The organism is Methylococcus mesophilus, assembly GCF_026247885.1.
In the GTDB taxonomy this organism is placed as follows: Bacteria; Pseudomonadota; Gammaproteobacteria; order Methylococcales; family Methylococcaceae; genus Methylococcus; species Methylococcus mesophilus.
The window spans coordinates 2,610,051-2,626,240 of sequence record NZ_CP110921.1 but is presented as its reverse complement, the minus strand read 5'-3'; the positions used below and the strand labels follow the sequence as shown (position 1 = coordinate 2,626,240).

Sequence of the window (16,190 nt, the reverse complement as noted above, 5' to 3'; positions counted from 1 at the left end):
ATTCGTAACATTCGGCGTCTAAGCTCGGATACCATGGGGCCGATGGCGTCCCCTTGATGCCGGTCGAGCATTCTGGAGGCTAGGTTGCAGATGACGGGTACGAGAAGCGGCGAGAAGCGGTCCGGATTCTGCCGCCTCGCAGTGGTGGCGGGGATGCTGGCGGTTTCTTCCCATGCACTTGCCGTTCCGGGCAAGATCGTCATCCTGCGCCACGGCGAAAAGCAGGACAAATACGCATTGTGCGATGTCGGCAGAGAGCGCTCACTGGCGCTGGGGTTTCGGTATCTGGGCGGGAATGCCGCCGATTCGGTTCTACCGTCCGAAGGCCCGGCGGCCTTGCTCGCCATCACCCTGCACACGCTGGAAACCGTCTCGCCGGTGGCGAACATCTGGGGCAAGCCAGTCGTCACCTATTCTGCCGTACCGTTGCCGGACCAGTCCGACGAGGAGAAAGACCTGCTGCTCAACAAGCTTACCCAAGCTGCCGCCCGTGATGTGCTGAACAATCCGCTGTGGGAGGGCAAGACGGTCGTGATGGCATGGGAGCACAAGCGCATCGCCAGCAAGAGTCTGGAAAAGGACTATCCGGGGGAGAAAATCACGCTGCGCCAGCTTCTCAACCTGGACCGCCTCGACGGTGTGCCGGCGAGCTGGGATGGCTCCAACTACGACTACTTGTGGATCGTCACCTACGGCAACCCCGGCTCGGCCGTCCCCACCGGTTTCCGGATGCTGAAGCAGGTCTACGCCGCGCCGTACGACGATCTGCCCTCGAACGACTGGGGGAAGAAACCCGAGTTTCCCTCCGGCAGCGAGTGCAAGGAATAGGCGCCGTATTCCTTGCCATGCCGCTGCCGCACAGCCCCCGAACTGCATAGCCACGCGTTCCATGGAATCCTTCGACCAACTCGTCCTGGGCTTGGGCCTGTTCTTTCTCGGCCTCAGACTGATCGGCCAGAGCCTTTCCGAGTTGGGCGGCGGCGGATTCCGCCACGCGGTCAAGGCTGCCACCCATACCCCGCCGCTGGCTTCGATGCTCGGCGTCATGAGCGGTGCGCTGACCCAGAGCGCCACCGCCGTGACCTTCATTCTGGCCAGCATGCTCGGCAGCGGCCTGATCAAGCCGGCGGCGGCCCGCCTCGTTGTCGTCTGGTCCAACGTCGGCCTCACCGCCCTGGCTTTTCTCGCCGCCGTCGACATCCATCCGTTGGTGGCCTATTTCGTCGGCGGGACCGGCATCGCCCTGGGTTCCGTGCGCGCCAAGCCCTGGAGTACCGTCGCCGCTGCCCTACTCGGCGTCGGCCTGTTGCTGTTCGCGCTGGAAAACATGGGGGCAGGTGCCGCCCCGTTGAAGAACGAGCCCTGGTTCCGGGCAGGTCTGGAGACGGCGCTGGCTTCGCCGTGGTTCGCCTTCGCCTGCGGCTTCGGTGCCGCGGCGCTGCTGCAATCCAACGCGGGGGCAACGATGCTGGTGATCACCTTGTGCGGGGCGGGTGCGATGCCGGCATCCGCCGCGCTTCCGATGATTTACGGCACCAACCTGGGAGCGATTCCGCTGCGGGCCATGCTGGCTCTCGGCATGCAAGGCGACGCCATCCGTCTGGTCCGCACCGAGGACCTGTTCTGCCTCGCCAGCGGGCTGCTGATGATGGCGCTGTTCGTGGGCGAGCACTTCGGCGTGCCCCTGGTGGGCGCTTTGGCGGCGGAACTGACGGCTTCTTCCTCTGGCCAACTCGCCGTGGCGTTTCTGCTCTCGAATCTGCTGCCTGCGCTGGCGCTTTCGCCTTTCCTGCCCGCCTGCGCCCGCCTGCTCGACCGCTTCTGGCCGCCCGCGCCGGAAAAGGCGCTGGGCGAGCCGGCGTTCCTGTTCAGCCATGCGCTCACGGATCCGCCGACTGCGCTCGATCTTCTCGCGAAGGAACTGGGGAGGCTGCTCGGTTCTGTGCGGGTGGCACCGCGCCGATCGGACGGAAGAAAGCCGTCCGCCGATACCGACCCCGACCTGCTGGAGCCGGAATTCCTCCGGCTCGCCGCCGCCATCGAGAGCTTCTGCGTCAAGCTGGCCTTGCGCGACGGGCTCGGGCCGGCCGAGACCGCCCGTCTGCACCGATTCCGGACGGCGCTCGCCATCGTGTGGCATGTCGCGGAAGCTTCCGCCGAGTTCTCCATCCATCTCGGTGCCCTGCCCGGACCGGTCGAGGTGGTGGCCGCTCCTCTGCGAGCCCGGTTGGAGCACCTGCTCATCCTGGCGGCGGGAGCGGTCACCTCGCTGGACTCGGCAGGGATCGCCGAATTCCACGCGCAGACCCGCCGCCACGGCGAGCCGGTCACAGCGCTCCGGCAGGCGTATTTGGACGGGGTCGCTGCCCTGGAAACAGAGCAGAGCATCGAGGCCGGCATCTTGGATACGGACTTCGAGCTGTGCGTCTGGCTGTTGCATCGCTTCGCCAAACTGCTCCCAGGCTTGGCTTTCAGGCCGATGGCCCGTGCTTCAGGGTGACTCCGGCTCGCCGTCCTTCCCACCGCCGCGCTTTCCTCTCTTCCGCTTGGTCTTAACGGAGTTTTTCGCCCGGGGCGTCTTCTTGAACGACCAGTCGACCCGGGTTGCCGCGATGACGCCGGCGCGAGTGCCGATCGCGGCGCCGGCCGGGCCCGCCAGGCTCCCTCCCACCGCGCCCAAAACGGCAGCCGTGACGGTTTCCCCAGTGTAGTCGCGAGCGACCTGGCCCAGCCACTCGCCCACCCCGGCCTTGGCCGGCTCATCTGCTGGCACCGGTTTGTCCGGATCGTCGCCTTGCACCTGGCGGCAGACTTCCGCGGCGGCCTTGCCCCCGGCCTCGCTGGCCAGTGCCTCGCCGATCATGGCGCCTACCAGGCCGCCCGCCGGTCCGGCCAGCACTGCGCCAACGGCTGTGCCTGCGGCGATGCCGGCGGCTTCTCCGGCTTTTTCGCCCGCCTTGCGGGTGACGGCCTTGGCGACATCTCCCAAGTGCTTTCCGGAGCCGGCCTGCGGTTGGGCGGCCTCCGGGTGCATGGCCTCGTGGGTCAGGTCGTAGCCCATCTTCGCCCCCACGGTCTGGCCGGCGAAGGCGCCGATCTGGGCACCCACCACGGTTCCTCCCGGTCCTGCTACCGAGCCCAGCACGCCGCCGATCACCCCCCCGAGCGCTTCCCCCGCCGCCAAGCCCGCTACGGCTCCGCCCACTGCCGCAGGGTCCACTTTTTCACTGGCACTTTGGGCCGCCTGTTTCGTCGCCTCGATCGCCGGAGTGACCGTTATCGCCGTCTTCTTGGCTGCGGACCGCGCCGTATTTCGCACCTTCTTCGCCGCTGCGCTGCCCAAGGACGCTGCCCGCCTTGCCATCTCGGCCAGCTTGATCCCGGCGCGCTCGAGCGGGTTCGACATGCCGCTCGCTTCCGGTTCAGCAGCGCCTTGGGCTGGCCTGGGTTTTTTCATGGTGGTTTTTCCGGGCAGTTGGGGATTGTGTGCAATTCTGGAAGAAAGTTAAGCGGACGATATTAAGCCTGTTCGATGCTCTCGACCCGGTACCGGGAAATCCTCAATGTGTCCGACCAATAGTCCTCCGGCAAACCCGCCTTGAGCTTGAGCTGGCGGAAGAACTCCCCCGGCCGCGGCAAGGCTTCCCACACGGAAGGCAGAAAGGTGCCGCGCAGAAGGCCGTCCTGAAGAATCAGGCCGTCGATGCCGGCCCTCAGTTGTCCGATCAGGTCGCGCTCGGAAACGAAATTCATGGGTTCGGGCGGGGTGAGCAGGGAGATATGGATGTCCAGGCCGTCGATTTCGTCCGCCGTGACGGGCGGGAAGCGCGGGTCGCGGAAGGCGGCGGAAAAGGCATTGTCGGCCACGTCGGCGGCCAGCGGCTTCACCGCTTCCAGGCAGCCGATGCAGCCGCGCAGTTCGCCGCCCTTTTTCAGCGTGACGAAAGTCGCCCGCCGTTCACGGAGCGGCGGGGGCAGGTTCGAGAGATCGACCGGGAGAGGCCTGCCGGTTTCCAGGCCGTGCCGGATCGAGGCAAGCGCAAGGTCGAGCAGGTGTTGCCGGTAGGCGGGTTCAAGCGGACAAGTGTCCTGATTCGATGACATAGGCTCCGTATCCTACGACGCTGTCCTTGGAACCGGCGGTATCGCCGGAATTGCGCAGATCGACCGTAATCGCCGTGAGGCCCCGGCGGTGTGCGGCGATGAGGAGGCCCGCCACCGGCAGCCGTCCGCAGGCGTCGTCGAAGCCGATGTCCTCGGGGCGCAGCGACTCAATGGCCTCGGAGGTCGCCCGGTCCATCCGCTTGGCCGTGGCGTAGTCGTGATAATGGCTCAAGTCCGAGCTGACGACGATGAGGGTTTCGTCTCCGCCCCACAACAGGTCGATCGCCTCGGCGACCTGGGCGGGAGCGGCATCGCCGACCACGATCGGCACCAGTTTGAAATCTTCCAGTACTTCCTGCAGGAACGGCAGTTGGACTTCGAGGCTGTGTTCCAGCACATGGGCCTGATCCAGGACATGTACGAACGGCAGCGCGGCCAGGGTCGCTTCGGCGTCGAGGTCCAGCGGGATGTCCCCTAGCGGTGTCGAGAAGCTTTGCGCGCTGCTCAAGGCGAGGCCCCGGAAGGCTACGCGGTGCGAAGGGCCCAGCAGCACGACGCGGCGGATGCTGCTCCGCGCAGGCTTCAGCAAGGTATAGGCGCTGGCGGCGACGGGGCCGGAATAGACGTAGCCGGCATGAGGGGCGATCAGGGCCTTGGGCGGTGTGCCGACGGTTCTCGCTTCGCCGATGTAGCCTTGCAGCATGGCGTGGAGCTGGCGACGGTCCGCGGGATAGAACAGGCCGGCGACGGCGGGAGTTCGAACGGATCGCATGGCGCCCTCCGGCTTTGCGAAGAAGAAACACTTGCTTGGCGGATACAGAATTCATACTGTAGCCTCATCTGTCAACTTCCCGTCGTTCCGGGGGTGCGCCATGGACACCTACATCGATGCCGCGGAAGCCTTTCCCACCCGTTTCTGGCATACCCTGGACGACGGCCGCGTCCAGTGCGACGTCTGTCCCCGCTTTTGCAAGCTGCACGAGGGCCAGCGGGGCCTGTGCTTCGTGCGCGGCAACGTCGGCGGCAAGGTGGCGCTGCTGTCCTACGGCCGCTCCAGCGGGTTCTGCGTCGATCCCATCGAGAAGAAGCCGCTGAACCATTTCCTGCCGGGGACGCCGGTGTTCTCCTTCGGCACCGCCGGCTGCAACCTGGCCTGCAAGTTCTGCCAGAACTGGGACATCAGCAAGTCGCGCGAAATGGATTCGCTGCTGGACCGGGCCAGCCCCGAGGCGATCGCCCAGACCGCCAAGGCGCTCGGCTGCCGCAGCGTCGCCTACACCTACAACGACCCGGTCATTTTCCACGAATACACGATCGATACCGCGCGCGCCTGCCGGGAGCTCGGCGTCAAGTCGGTCGCCGTCTCCGCCGGCTACCAGTGCGCCGAGCCGCGCGCCGAGTTCTACCGCTACATGGACGCCGCCAACATCGACCTGAAGGCCTTCACCGAGGACTTCTACCACAAGATCTGCGGCGGCCATCTGCAGCCGGTGCTGGAGACGCTGGAATACATCAAACATGAAACGAGCGTCTGGCTGGAAATAACCACCCTGCTGATTCCGGACGAAAACGATTCCGAACAGGAGCTGGAGGCGCTGACGCGATGGGTGGTCGAGAAGCTGGGGCCGGACGTGCCGCTGCATTTCTCGGCCTTCCATCCCGACTGGAAGATGCTGAACAAGAGCGCCACCCCGCCCACGACGCTGCTCGAGGCGCGGCGGATCGCCATGAAGAACGGCGTGCGCTACGCCTATGTCGGCAACATCCATCACAAGGAAGGCGACAGCACCTATTGCCACCATTGCGGACAGATGCTGATCGGCCGCGACTGGTACGAGCTGTCGGAGTGGAACCTCACGCCGGAAGGCCGCTGCAACCGCTGCGGCACGCCCTGTGCCGGCGTGTTCGAGGCCGAGCCGGGCGACTGGGGCGCGAAACGCATGCCCGTCAGCATGGCCGGGCGTGTCTGACGGCAGCCCCCTTCAATCCTACCGAAATGAGGATGCACCCATGAAACTCTACTATTTCCCCGGTGCCTGTTCCCTGGCGCCCCACATCGTGCTGCGCGAAGCAGGTCTGGATTTCGAGTTGGAGAACGTCGATCTCGGCACCAAGAAGACCGGAAGCGGCGCAGAGTTTCTCCAGGTCAATCCCAAGGGCTACGTACCGGCATTGCAGTTGGACGATGGTCAGGTGCTGACCGAGGACCAGGTCATCCTGCAATACCTCGCGGACCTCAAGCCCGAGTCCGGCCTGATGCCGCCGTCGGGGACGTTCGAGCGCTACCGGCTCCTGGAGTGGCTGGCCTTCATCTCCACCGAGATCCACAAAACCTTCGGCCCGTTCTGGAATCCGGAATCTCCCGAGGCCAGCAAGCAGATTGCACTCGGGCTGCTGTCGCGGAGGCTGGATTACGTGGAAGATCAGCTGGCGGCGGGCGGTCCCTGGCTGATGGGGGACCGCTACAGCGTGGCCGACGCTTATCTCTTTACCGTGCTGGGTTGGTGCGAATACCTCAAGATCGATCTCTCGAAGTGGCCGCGCATTCTCGCCTACCTGGAGCGGAGTCTGTCACGGCCGACGGTTCAGGCCGCGATGAAGGCCGAAGGACTGACCGGATAAAGGAGGCCCTCATGCTGATAACCTTCGAAAGCAAAGTCGGACGGGTGACGATGTTCGGCGATGTCGCGCTGCAACTGCTGAGGATGATGGGGAACTCCGGCTCGGTACCGGGCGCCTTGCTGGCCGGGGACATCCCGGCTGCGCTCGAGAAGCTCGAAGGTGCCCTGACGGCCGAAGCGGCTCCGGTTTCCGCTTCGCCCGAAGACGAGGAAGAGGACAAGAAAGAGAAGCCGTCCCTGCGCGTCCGGGCTTTCCCGCTGATCGGACTGTTCAAGGACGCACTGAAGCACGACTGCGACGTGCTGTGGGAGCAGGAAGGAGAGGCTCCGCTCAAGTTCTGACGCGGCGTCAGTTTCCGCCCGCTTCGCGCAGCCGTTCGATCTGCTGCCTGACCATTTCGCAGGTGGCCCGGAGTTTCAGCGAGTCGACCGCCTCCTGCAGGGCTTTCTCGAAATGGCTCCTCACGAGATCGCCCACCTTCACCTGCAGGCCGCCCACGAGCTCGATTTCCGGCTCTTCCCGCCATTCGATGCCGGTCGACACCGCGTTGATCGTGCAGCCGTCGGCGGGATCGATGCCCACATCGGCCCAGGCATCGACCGCTCCGGTGAATTTCCGGCTGTCGAGCTTCAGGCTCTTGAAGTCCTCGCTGGAGGCCGCCGCTTCGCCGGTGAACCGGACGGGGATGGAGACATGGAAGAGGTCCCCGTTGCGGATGACGGACGGCTGGCCTTCGGTCACCACGTCGACGTTCCATTCGGTATCGGCGCAAGTCTCGAGGCCGAATACCTTTTTGCAAACCTTTTTTTGTCCGCCCGTGTGAATCTTCGCGGCTTTTTTCAGCAGATCCACCGGCGGCTGGGGTTCGGCCGAGGCCGCGGGCGCCGCCTGCTCTTCCGGCGCTGCAAGCGGTATGGGTGCGGGAGTCGCACTGGCGGTTGGCGTTGGTGCCGGTGTCCGCGCCTGGGCGAGCTTCGCCTCGTTCGCGAGGCGCTGGCGAACTCCCATGTGCCACGAAAAGCCGAATACGGCGGCCAGGACGATCAGCACCGCCAGGATTTTTTTGATCATCGAGCGGTCGATCCTTGAGGCGGAGGGGAATGGTTCGGTCTCACGGGCGACATTCTACCGGTTTTCGAAAAAACCGGCCCCAGCGCAGCAGCATCGCCGGCAGCAGAGCGAGATTGAGGCAGGTGGAAGAGAGCAGTCCGCCGATGATGATGGCGGCCATCGGCCCCATGATCTCCCGCCCCGGATTGTCGCTGCCGATGGCGATGGGCAGCATCGCCAGGGCGGTCACCAGCGCCGTCATCAGAATCGACGGCAGGCGTTCCTGGGCGCCCTGTACGGCGGTGTCGAGGTTCCAGTTCTGCCCTTCCCTTTCCACCAAATGGCGGTAATGCGAAAGCAGCATGATGGAGTTGCGGATGGTGATGCCGAACAGCGTCACGAAGCCGACCAGCGCGCCCACCGAAAGGCTGGTGCCGGACAATACCGCCGCCAGCACCCCGCCGGCCAGCGAGAACGGCAGGTTGGCCAGGGCGATGACGGTGTGCCGAAAGCTGCCGATCGCGAGATAGGTCAGGATCAGCACACCGCCGCCGGCCAGGCAGGCGCGGGCGATCAGGTCACGCCGGGCGATGCCCTGTTCTACCGCGGCGCCGGCTATCTCCCCGTAAACGCCGGACGAGCGTTTCAGCACTGCGTCCAGCCGGGTCCGCATTTCCTCCAGGAACGAGGCGAGGTCGCGTCCCTCGACGCCAGCGGTCACGGTCTGGATGCGGCGGCCGCCGCGGTGCAGGATGTTGTAGCGCTCCCCGGTTTCCGCGACTTCGGCCACCTCGCCGAGGGGCACGAGAATGCCGTCCTGGCCTTTGAGCGGTAGTTCGCGCAGCCCCTCGAGCGAATGCCGCAGGTCCGGCCGGAGGATGACGGCAGCGTCGAAGATGCGCTGGCCGAGCGCGAAGCGGCCCACGGTCCGGCCGGCGAAGGCGGTGTCCACGGCATCCATGACGTCTCCCGGACGCAGCCCCCAGATCTGGAGCTGATCGGGCCGCAGCCGGATTTCCGCCAGCGGCGAGCCGGGCGGCGAGCGTAGCTGTACGTCCGCGGCTCCCGCGACTTTGCCGATCTCGGCCGCGAGCTCGCGTGCTTTCCGGTCCAGCAGGTCCAGATCGTCGCCGTACAGGTTGACCGCGACCGGCGAGGTGTAGCCCGAAATGGTCTCGTTGACCCGCTCGGTCAGGAAGGTGTTCACCTCGGCGCGTATCCCGGGAAAGCCTTCCAGCAGTCCGCGCAGCCGGTCCAGCACGGCCTGCTGTTCGCCGCCGGACATTGGGTGGAGGCGCACCTCGTATTCGCTGTAATGGCTGCCATAGGTATCGGCGCCGCGCTCGGCCCGCCCCGCCCATTGCGAGGCCGATTCGACGCCGGGAATCTGCAGGATGGCGCGCACGATCAAGCCGCCGATGCGCAGCGACTCCTGCAGCGAGGTGCCGGGGAGGCTGGCCGTGTGCACGATGTAATGCCCCTCGCGCAGGCGCGGCAGGAAGTCCCCGCCCAGCCCGGGTGCCAGGGCAACCGCCAGGATGCAGATCGTGAGGCTGCCGGCCGCGAGCCGTCCCGGCCGCTTCGCGGTCCGCCGCAGCCATCGCCCGTAAAGGGGCTGGAGCCAACGGATCAGCGGCGGCGTCCCGGCGGTTTCCTTCGAGCCCGCCAGCAGGGCGACGCAAAGCGCGGGCGTGACGGTCAGCGCGGTCGCCAGCGAGATCAGGATGGCGACGATGTAGGCATAGCCCAGCGGCGCGAACAGACGGCCGGCGACCCCGCCCAGCCCCAGCAGGGGCACGAACACCAGGGCCACGATGAAACTGGCGTAAACCACCGAACCGCGGACTTCCATGGAGGCTTCGTAAACGACCTCGCGCGCCGGGCGGGGAAGCGCAGCGGCGCGGTTTTCCCGCAGCCGGCGGAAGATGTTCTCGGTGTCGATGATGGCGTCGTCGACGACTTCACCCAGGGCGATCGCCAGTCCCCCCAGCACCATGAGGTTCAGGCTGACGCCGAAGGCTTGGAGCACCACGAAGGCGCCCAGCAGCGAGAGCGGGATCGCCACCGCGGAGATCAGGGCGCTGCGGAGGTTGTACAGGAAGGCGTAGAGCACCGCCACCACCAGCAGCCCGCCCGCCAACAGGTGGCCGGCAAGGCTGTCCAGCGCCCGCTCGATATAGTCGGCGGGGCGGAAGAGATGGGGATGCAGCGTCACGCCTTGTTCGGCGAGCACGGGGGCGAGTTCCGCCAGGCCGCGTTCCACGCCGCGCGATACCTCGAGGGTGTTGGCGCCATACTGGCCGATCACCATCATGACGATCCCGGCGGCGCCATTGACCGCGGCCGCGCCGATCGGCGGCCTGGGACCGAAAGCGACCGTCCCGACGTCCTGCAGCTTGAGCACCGCGCCGGGCGAACGGTTGAGGATGACGTTGCCGAGGCTTTCCGGGCCGAGCGGGAGGCCCGTGACCTGAAGGGCCAAACGCTGGTTCTCGTTCTCCACGAAGCCGGCGCCCTGGGTGCGGAACGACTGGCGCACCGCCACGCTCACGGCGTTGAGGTCCAAGCCGAAGCGCTTGAGCCGTGCGGGGTCGACTTCGACCTGCAACTGCTGCACCGCGCCGCCGAAGACGTTGACGTCGGCGACGCCCGGTACGGCGAGGATACGCGGCGTCACTACCCAGTCCGCCAGGGTCCGCAGTTCCATCGGGCTGACCGTTTTGGCGGTCAGGCCCAGCGTCAGCACTGTGGCCGAAGAGGAGGACAGCGGCACCAGCACAGGCGTGCCGGCGCCCTCCGGAAGCTGCCCGGCCAGGAGCGCCAAGCGCTCGCTCACCAGCTGCCGGTCGCGGTAGAGGTCGGTGTCGTCCTCGAACACTGCCGTCACCACCGACAAGCCCTGGATCGACTCCGAGCGCAGGGTGTCCAGCCCGACGATGCCGGCCAGCTTCCGTTCGATGGGCAGGGTCAGGAGGGTCTCGACCTGGCGGGCGGTGAGGCCTTGGGCCTCGGTCTGTACCACCACCCGCTTGGCGGAAAATTCGGGGAAGATGTCCAGTTTCGCCGTCGCCGCGCGGTACAGGCCGTAGGCCGCCAGCAGGACGGCGAGCGCGACCACGACGCCGCTGCGGCGCACGGCGAAGCGGACCACCGGCCCCAGCATCAGTCGTCCTCTTCGGGGATCGCGTGGCGCTGTTCCTCCGACAGCAGGAGTTGGGCTCCCCGTGTCACCAGCGACTCGCCCGGCGCGATGCCGGCATCGACGAACCAGGCGTCGCCGTAGTCGCGGTGGGCGTCCACCGGGCGCCGGATGAAACGGTCTTCCGCGGCCCGCAGGTAGACCCAGGTCCGGCCCTCGTGCCAGACCTGCGCCGAGCGGGGAATCACGACGCCGCTCAGCTTTTCGCCCGATACCGGAATCCAGGCCTCGATGCGCATTCCGGTGCGCAGCTTGCGGGCGTCGGTGTGGAAGAACCAGGTTTCCCCTTGCACGATGTCGTCGGTTCTCGGCGCCGCCGAGACCAGTTCGGCGGGCTGCGCCGCCTGCCGGTCGCCCTCGCGCGCCACCATGACGCGGGAAGCGTCCGCGGGCAGAGCCTGGTTGTGATGCAGGGTGACCAGGATCAGCACCCGGCGCCGTTGCAGCAGGTCGTCGAACAAGCGGGAGTCCCCCGCCACGGCGGCCTTGAAAAGCTCGGCCCCCCAAACCTGCAGGCCTTCCTCCTGCAATTCCCGGAGATGCTGGCGTGCCGTCACGGCCCGCGCTTCGTCGGCGGCGAGCTGGGATTCGGCATGGATCAGTTCGCGGGTGGCGACGATGGCTTCGCTGTGCAGGCTGGCGAGCCGGTCGCGGTTCTTGCGGGCGAGCCGAAGGGCGGCGTCGGTGATCTTGGCGTCGGCCTGGGCCGCGCGGTAGCGCGAGCGCAGCTCGAGCAGCGGCTGGATGTCCACGATCCGGCCCAACGACCGCGTCTCGGGCTGGTATTCGACGGCCTCCAGGACACGGGTTTCGATGCCGGCGAGTCGCTGCCGCGCCGGTTCAAGTACGACCCCGAATTCTTGTGCCACCCGGGCCGGATGTTCGGAAACCGCCTCGGCTTCGTCACCGGCGCGAGCAGAGCCTGCGAGCAGACAACAGAGCAGGGCGGCCGCGCGCGAGGAACGGGGCGCCATGCGGAAATGCGGCATCGGGGAGGACCGGGAGTATTCTCGAAAAGGGACGGATCCCGGTCAGGCGGGAGAAGATGGGGGGAGCCGTCCACCGTCCGCTGTGACGTCGAAAACCTGTCTGCATCCGGGGAAAAAGACTATGATGGCGATTCCAATCTCAGCAGGTATTCCCATGCAAATCTCCCCCCACAAGGTTGTTCTCATCCACTATACCCTAACCAACGACGAGGGAGACGTCCTCGACAGCTCCAGCGCGGACGAGCCGCTGGCCTACATCCACGGGCTGGGCAACATCATTTCCGGCCTCGAAGAGGCGCTGACCGGCCGGACCGTCGGCGACAGCTTCAAGGTCACCGTTCCGCCCGAAGAAGCCTATGGCCTGCACGACGAGAACCTGGTTCAGGCGGTGCCGCGCGACGCATTCGAAGGCGTCGACGAAATCCTGCCCGGCATGCAGTTCCATGCCGAATCCAACGAAGGCATGCAGATCGTGACGGTGTTGGAAGTGCTGGAAGGAGAGGTGGTGCTGGATGGCAACCATCCCATGGCCGGCATGACCCTGCATTTCGACGTCGAAGTGGCCGAAATCCGCGATGCAACCTCCGAAGAGCTCGAACACGGCCACGTCCACGGTCCCGGCGGTCACCACCACTGATTTCGCAAGGCTCGCGGCCCCGCCGGGGAGCGGGGTCGCGCTCAAGGTTTCAGTCCTCCAGGCGGGCCCACAAATCGTGCTCGTCCGCATCCTCGAAAGTCGCATCCACGAACTCGCCGACCTTGAGGTGAGTGGCGCCATCGATGAATACCTGGCCGTCAATGTCCGGGGCGTCGGCCCGGCTGCGGGCGACCGCGCCTTCTTCCACCACCTCGTCCACCAGCATAGTTTCGGTTCGCCCGACTCTCGCCTGTAGCCGCGCCGCGCTGATGCGCTCCTGCACTTCCATGAAGCGGGCATGGCGCTCGGCCTTCACCTCGTCCGGCACCGGATCGGGCAGGGCGTTGGCCGCCGCACCCTTCACCGGCGAATATTCGAAGCAACCGACCCGGTCGAGCTGGGCGTCCTCCAGGAAATCGAGCAGCTCGCGGAACTCGTCTTCGGTCTCGCCAGGGAAGCCGACGATGAAAGTACTGCGCAAGGTCAGCTCCGGACAGGTTTCGCGCCAGCGGTGGATGGCGGCGAGAGTGTTTTCCGCCGCCGCCGGTCGTTTCATGGCTTTCAGCACACGGGCGTTGGCGTGCTGGAATGGGATGTCGAGGTAAGGCAGGATCCGCCCTTCCGCCATCAGCGGGATTACCTCGTCGACATGGGGGTACGGATAGACGTAGTGCAGTCGCACCCAAACGCCCAAATCGCCCAGCGCCCGCGCCAGCTCCTGGAAGCGCGTGCGTAGCGGCCGGCTGCCCCAGAAGCCGGTGCGATAGCCCAGGTCCACCCCGTAGGCGCTGGTGTCCTGCGACACCACCAGGATTTCCTTCACGCCGGCGGCCACCAGGCGCTCGGCCTCGGTCATCACCTCGCCGATCGGGCGGCTGACCAGATCGCCGCGCAGCGAAGGGATGATGCAGAAGCTGCAGCGGTGGTTGCAGCCTTCCGATATCTTGAGGTAGGCATAATGGCGAGGGGTCAGCCGGACGCCCTGCGGCGGCACCAGATCCATGAAGGGATCGTGCAGCGGCGGAAGGTGCTGGTGCACCGCGCGCATGACTTCCTCGTAGGCATGGGCGCCGGTCACCTCCAGCACCGACGGGTGACGCGCCTGGATCTCCTCCGGACGCTCGCCGAGGCAGCCGGTGACGATCACCTTGCCGTTTTCCGCCAACGCTTCGCCGATCGCCTCCAGCGACTCCTCGACCGCCGCGTCGATGAAGCCGCAGGTGTTCACCACCACCAGGTCGGCGTCCCGGTAGGTCGGCACGACGCCGTAGCCCTCGGCGCGCAACTGGGTGAGGATGCGCTCGCTGTCCACGAGCGCCTTGGGACAGCCAAGGCTGACGAAGCCGATTTGGGGAGTTTTCATGTTGGGATGGAATTCGCGGATCGGAACGGCAGGTTGGAAGGATGGGAAGGACAACCGATTATTTTAACGGTTGCTGTACCCGGAACTCTATCCAGGCATGCCTCGGGCGAGAGTTCCGGGGTACACTTCGCATCTTTTTGCCGCATCGGGCGCAAGGCGAGCAGCTCTGGAACAACCCCATGTATTACCTCGAACCCAACAAAGACTACCGCAACGATTCCCTGCGCAAGGGCACCGAGTTTTCCGAAGACGAAATCCGCGTCGATACCGCCAAGCATTACGACGACTGTTACTGGGATTACCGCACCGCCTGGTTCGACAATGAAAACCTGGCGCTGCACTACGGCTACTGGGAAGAGGGCATCAAGACCCACAGCCAGGCCCTCATCAACAAGAACCGGATCATGGCCGCGATCGCCGGGATCAAGGCGGGCGATCATGTCCTGGACGCCGGCTGCGGCATCGGCGGCAGCTCCATCTGGCTGGCCAAGCACCTCGGCGCCCACGCCACCGGCATCACCGTCAGTGAGCAGCAGGTCGAGCACGCCCGTCGCAATGCGCGGCGGCATGGTGTGTCCGACAAGACCGAATTCCGGGCGGCCGATTTCTGCAAGACGCCGTTCCCGGATGCCTCCTTCGACGTGGTCTGGGCCGTCGAGAGCAGCTGCTACGCTACCGACAAGCGCGAATTCTTCCGCGAGGCCTACCGGGTACTCAAGCCGGGCGGCACCCTGATCGCCTGCGACGGCTACGCCACCAAGCGCGAGTTCGACGAAGCCGAATGGCAGGCGGTGATGGACTGCCTGAACGGCTGGGCGGTGCCCAATTTGTCGACCGTGGAGGAGTTCCAGGCCGGCATGGAAGAGTGCGGTTTCTGCGAGGTCCACATCACCGAAGCCACCAGGGAAACCCTGCCCTCGTCCCGCCGCATGTATCTCACGGCGCTCTGGACTGCGCCCATGCAATGGATGATGCATTGGCTGGGACTGCGCAAAAAGGCCCAGACCGCCAACTACAAGGTGGCTCTGGCGCAGTGGAAAGTATTCAACGAAGGCATGGTGCGCTACTGCATTTTCCGGGCGAAAAAACCGTTGTAAGCTGGTGCGCGTAGCCTGGGACCGGAGTCCCAGGCAGACCCATTTTTTTCGCGCCGGGAGTGAAAATGATGAACACCGTCTCTCCGTTCCCCGTTCCCACTGGCCTCCGAAAAGTCCTGTTTTCGAGTCTTCTGCTGCTGGCCACATCCCCCGTCCACGCCGGGTTTACCGCGGAACAGCTCATCGAGCGGGTAGGCATCGCGCAGGCCGACGTCGCGCGCTTGCAGAAAGGAGAGATCGTTTCCTATTCGGTAGCCGAATCGGGCAGCAAATCACTGGCGACCGGCATCGCCATGGTTCTCAAGACGGCGCCGGCGCGGATCGTCGACGTCGTCAAGCGCGGCGAACTCGTCGCCCGCGACCCGGACGTCAAGGCCCGCGGCGTCGTGCCTACCGGTGCCGGCGTCGAAGCCTTCGCAAAGTTCGCTTACACGCCGGCCGAGGCGGACGAGGCACGCGACCTGCTGAACGTCCACCCAGGTTCGGACTTCAATCTGTCGGCCGCGGAAATGGCCGGTTTCGCCGCACTGAAGGCGAGCCTCGATACCGACGACGACAAGGCGGTCGTCGAAGCCGTATCCAGGCAGTACCGGTCGGTGCTCGCCGCCCGTATGCAGGCTTACCGGAGCAAAGGGCTTGCCGGCATCGCCGCTTACGACCGGGGCGACGGCGAAAAAGCCGATCCGGCCGCCGATCTGACGGACTTCGCCCGGTCCAGCAAGCTGCTCGGCGACCAGTTCCCCGATCTGCAGAAGGCCCTCCTGCGATTTCCGGCGGAGATGCCGGCGGATGTGGATAATTCGTTCGGCTGGGCCAACCGCACGGTGCAGGGTCGGCCCACCCCGATCCTGGTCCACCGCATCATTTATGCCAGGAACGACGGTGCCATCCTGCTACAGCGCGCCTTCTACGTCGGCCATTCCTACAATGTCAGCCAGATTTTCGCCGGCACCGTCCCATACCAGGACGGCGCCCTGGTCTTGTATTCGGTGCGCTCGTCGACCGACCAGGTCAGCGGCGTGGGCGAGGCCTTGAAGCATTCCATCGGACGCAAGCAGATGGAGAAGGAAATGATCAAGAAGTTCCAGGCGCTCAAGGCCAGCGTGAACGGCTGAAGTCCTCGAGTCCT

15 protein-coding genes are annotated in these 16,190 nt (G+C 65.8%); 8 read left to right on the top strand and 7 right to left on the bottom strand.

Translation table 11 applies throughout. From position 1 onward, the window contains the following. The first annotated feature begins 90 nt into the window (after nt 1-90). Both OOT43_RS12450 and OOT43_RS12445 read left to right on the top strand, forming a co-directional pair. Entirely contained in the window at nt 91-828 is a 738-nt protein-coding gene (locus OOT43_RS12450) for a hypothetical protein (RefSeq protein ID WP_266020909.1), read from the top strand. 61 nt (nt 829-889) lie between these two features. After that, the gene (locus tag OOT43_RS12445; protein WP_266020908.1) at nt 890-2,500 is read left to right on the top strand and encodes a Na/Pi symporter; all 1,611 of its coding nucleotides are present in this window, start codon (nt 890-892) and stop codon (nt 2,498-2,500) included. On the opposite strand, the gene OOT43_RS12440 is transcribed toward OOT43_RS12445, so the two are convergent. The 3 genes from OOT43_RS12440 to amrB form a co-directional block, all read right to left on the bottom strand. Beyond that, nucleotides 2,492-3,457 carry a hypothetical protein gene (locus OOT43_RS12440; protein ID WP_266020907.1) on the bottom strand — a complete coding sequence of 322 codons (966 nt, stop codon included), beginning with the start codon at nt 3,455-3,457 and terminating at the stop codon, nt 2,492-2,494. The two genes, OOT43_RS12445 and OOT43_RS12440, sit on opposite strands and share 9 nt — an antisense overlap. Nucleotides 3,458-3,519: 62 nt before the next feature. Next, complete coding sequence (amrA, locus tag OOT43_RS12435; protein WP_266020906.1) at nt 3,520-4,104, bottom strand: AmmeMemoRadiSam system protein A; 585 nt, start codon at nt 4,102-4,104, stop codon at nt 3,520-3,522. After that, entirely contained in the window at nt 4,073-4,876 is an 804-nt protein-coding gene (gene amrB / locus OOT43_RS12430; protein ID WP_266020905.1) for an AmmeMemoRadiSam system protein B, read from the bottom strand. Before amrB ends, amrA begins: the two co-directional genes overlap by 32 nt. Before the next feature lie 100 nt (nt 4,877-4,976). Here amrB and amrS point away from each other — a divergent pair, with 100 nt between their 5' ends. From amrS to OOT43_RS12415, 3 genes are read left to right on the top strand one after another with little or no spacing between them, the layout of a single operon-like run. Then, on the top strand, nt 4,977-6,074 hold the full coding sequence (amrS, locus tag OOT43_RS12425; RefSeq protein WP_266020904.1) for an AmmeMemoRadiSam system radical SAM enzyme: 1,098 nt from the start codon (nt 4,977-4,979) through the stop codon (nt 6,072-6,074). 40 nt (nt 6,075-6,114) lie between these two features. Continuing rightward, a complete protein-coding gene (gene gstA / locus OOT43_RS12420) occupies nt 6,115-6,726 on the top strand; it encodes a glutathione transferase GstA (protein ID WP_266020903.1) in 612 nt (203 codons plus the stop codon). A gap of 11 nt (nt 6,727-6,737) precedes the next feature. Next, complete coding sequence (locus OOT43_RS12415; protein ID WP_266020902.1) at nt 6,738-7,067, top strand: DUF1840 domain-containing protein; 330 nt, start codon at nt 6,738-6,740, stop codon at nt 7,065-7,067. A gap of 7 nt (nt 7,068-7,074) precedes the next feature. Here OOT43_RS12415 and OOT43_RS12410 read toward each other — a convergent pair whose 3' ends face one another. Genes OOT43_RS12410 through OOT43_RS12400 form a run of 3 tightly spaced genes read right to left on the bottom strand, consistent with a single transcriptional unit; the run spans nt 7,075 to nt 11,949 of the window. After that, nucleotides 7,075-7,797: a hypothetical protein gene (locus tag OOT43_RS12410; RefSeq protein WP_266020901.1), complete on the bottom strand. Its 723-nt coding sequence runs from the start codon at nt 7,795-7,797 to the stop codon at nt 7,075-7,077. Nucleotides 7,798-7,837: 40 nt separating this feature from the next. After that, complete coding sequence (locus OOT43_RS12405) at nt 7,838-10,939, bottom strand: efflux RND transporter permease subunit (RefSeq protein ID WP_266020900.1); 3,102 nt, start codon at nt 10,937-10,939, stop codon at nt 7,838-7,840. Continuing rightward, nucleotides 10,939-11,949, bottom strand: a complete 1,011-nt coding sequence (locus OOT43_RS12400; protein ID WP_266020899.1) for an efflux RND transporter periplasmic adaptor subunit — start codon at nt 11,947-11,949, stop codon at nt 10,939-10,941. The genes OOT43_RS12405 and OOT43_RS12400 overlap by 1 nt, the downstream gene beginning before the upstream one ends. A 169-nt stretch (nt 11,950-12,118) precedes the next feature. On the opposite strand from OOT43_RS12400, the gene OOT43_RS12395 reads away from it, so the two are divergent. Further along, complete coding sequence (locus OOT43_RS12395) at nt 12,119-12,601, top strand: FKBP-type peptidyl-prolyl cis-trans isomerase (RefSeq protein ID WP_266020898.1); 483 nt, start codon at nt 12,119-12,121, stop codon at nt 12,599-12,601. A gap of 49 nt (nt 12,602-12,650) precedes the next feature. Here OOT43_RS12395 and rimO read toward each other — a convergent pair whose 3' ends face one another. Continuing rightward, complete coding sequence (gene rimO, locus OOT43_RS12390) at nt 12,651-13,964, bottom strand: 30S ribosomal protein S12 methylthiotransferase RimO (protein ID WP_266020897.1); 1,314 nt, start codon at nt 13,962-13,964, stop codon at nt 12,651-12,653. 179 nt (nt 13,965-14,143) lie between these two features. Between rimO and OOT43_RS12385 the strand changes: the two genes are divergently transcribed. Both OOT43_RS12385 and OOT43_RS12380 read left to right on the top strand, forming a co-directional pair. Beyond that, nucleotides 14,144-15,061, top strand: coding sequence for an SAM-dependent methyltransferase (locus tag OOT43_RS12385; RefSeq protein ID WP_266020896.1), 918 nt, complete (start codon nt 14,144-14,146; stop codon nt 15,059-15,061). 65 nt (nt 15,062-15,126) lie between these two features. Beyond that, the gene (locus OOT43_RS12380) at nt 15,127-16,176 is read left to right on the top strand and encodes a hypothetical protein (protein WP_266020895.1); all 1,050 of its coding nucleotides are present in this window, start codon (nt 15,127-15,129) and stop codon (nt 16,174-16,176) included. The last annotated feature ends 14 nt before the right edge of the window (nt 16,177-16,190 follow it).

Excerpts from the sequence above, each read along its gene's own strand:
- OOT43_RS12450 (WP_266020909.1), top strand. The coding sequence starts at position 91 with ATGACGGGTACGAGAAGCGGCGAGAAGCGGTCCGGATTCTGCCGCCTC.
- OOT43_RS12445 (WP_266020908.1), top strand. The coding sequence starts at position 890 with ATGGAATCCTTCGACCAACTCGTCCTGGGCTTGGGCCTGTTCTTTCTC.
- OOT43_RS12440 (WP_266020907.1), bottom strand. The coding sequence starts at position 3,457 with ATGAAAAAACCCAGGCCAGCCCAAGGCGCTGCTGAACCGGAAGCGAGC.
- amrA (WP_266020906.1), bottom strand. The coding sequence starts at position 4,104 with ATGTCATCGAATCAGGACACTTGTCCGCTTGAACCCGCCTACCGGCAA.
- amrB (WP_266020905.1), bottom strand. The coding sequence starts at position 4,876 with ATGCGATCCGTTCGAACTCCCGCCGTCGCCGGCCTGTTCTATCCCGCG.
- amrS (WP_266020904.1), top strand. The coding sequence starts at position 4,977 with ATGGACACCTACATCGATGCCGCGGAAGCCTTTCCCACCCGTTTCTGG.
- gstA (WP_266020903.1), top strand. The coding sequence starts at position 6,115 with ATGAAACTCTACTATTTCCCCGGTGCCTGTTCCCTGGCGCCCCACATC.
- OOT43_RS12415 (WP_266020902.1), top strand. The coding sequence starts at position 6,738 with ATGCTGATAACCTTCGAAAGCAAAGTCGGACGGGTGACGATGTTCGGC.
- OOT43_RS12410 (WP_266020901.1), bottom strand. The coding sequence starts at position 7,797 with ATGATCAAAAAAATCCTGGCGGTGCTGATCGTCCTGGCCGCCGTATTC.
- OOT43_RS12405 (WP_266020900.1), bottom strand. The coding sequence starts at position 10,939 with ATGCTGGGGCCGGTGGTCCGCTTCGCCGTGCGCCGCAGCGGCGTCGTG.
- OOT43_RS12400 (WP_266020899.1), bottom strand. The coding sequence starts at position 11,949 with ATGGCGCCCCGTTCCTCGCGCGCGGCCGCCCTGCTCTGTTGTCTGCTC.
- OOT43_RS12395 (WP_266020898.1), top strand. The coding sequence starts at position 12,119 with ATGCAAATCTCCCCCCACAAGGTTGTTCTCATCCACTATACCCTAACC.
- rimO (WP_266020897.1), bottom strand. The coding sequence starts at position 13,964 with ATGAAAACTCCCCAAATCGGCTTCGTCAGCCTTGGCTGTCCCAAGGCG.
- OOT43_RS12385 (WP_266020896.1), top strand. The coding sequence starts at position 14,144 with ATGTATTACCTCGAACCCAACAAAGACTACCGCAACGATTCCCTGCGC.
- OOT43_RS12380 (WP_266020895.1), top strand. The coding sequence starts at position 15,127 with ATGATGAACACCGTCTCTCCGTTCCCCGTTCCCACTGGCCTCCGAAAA.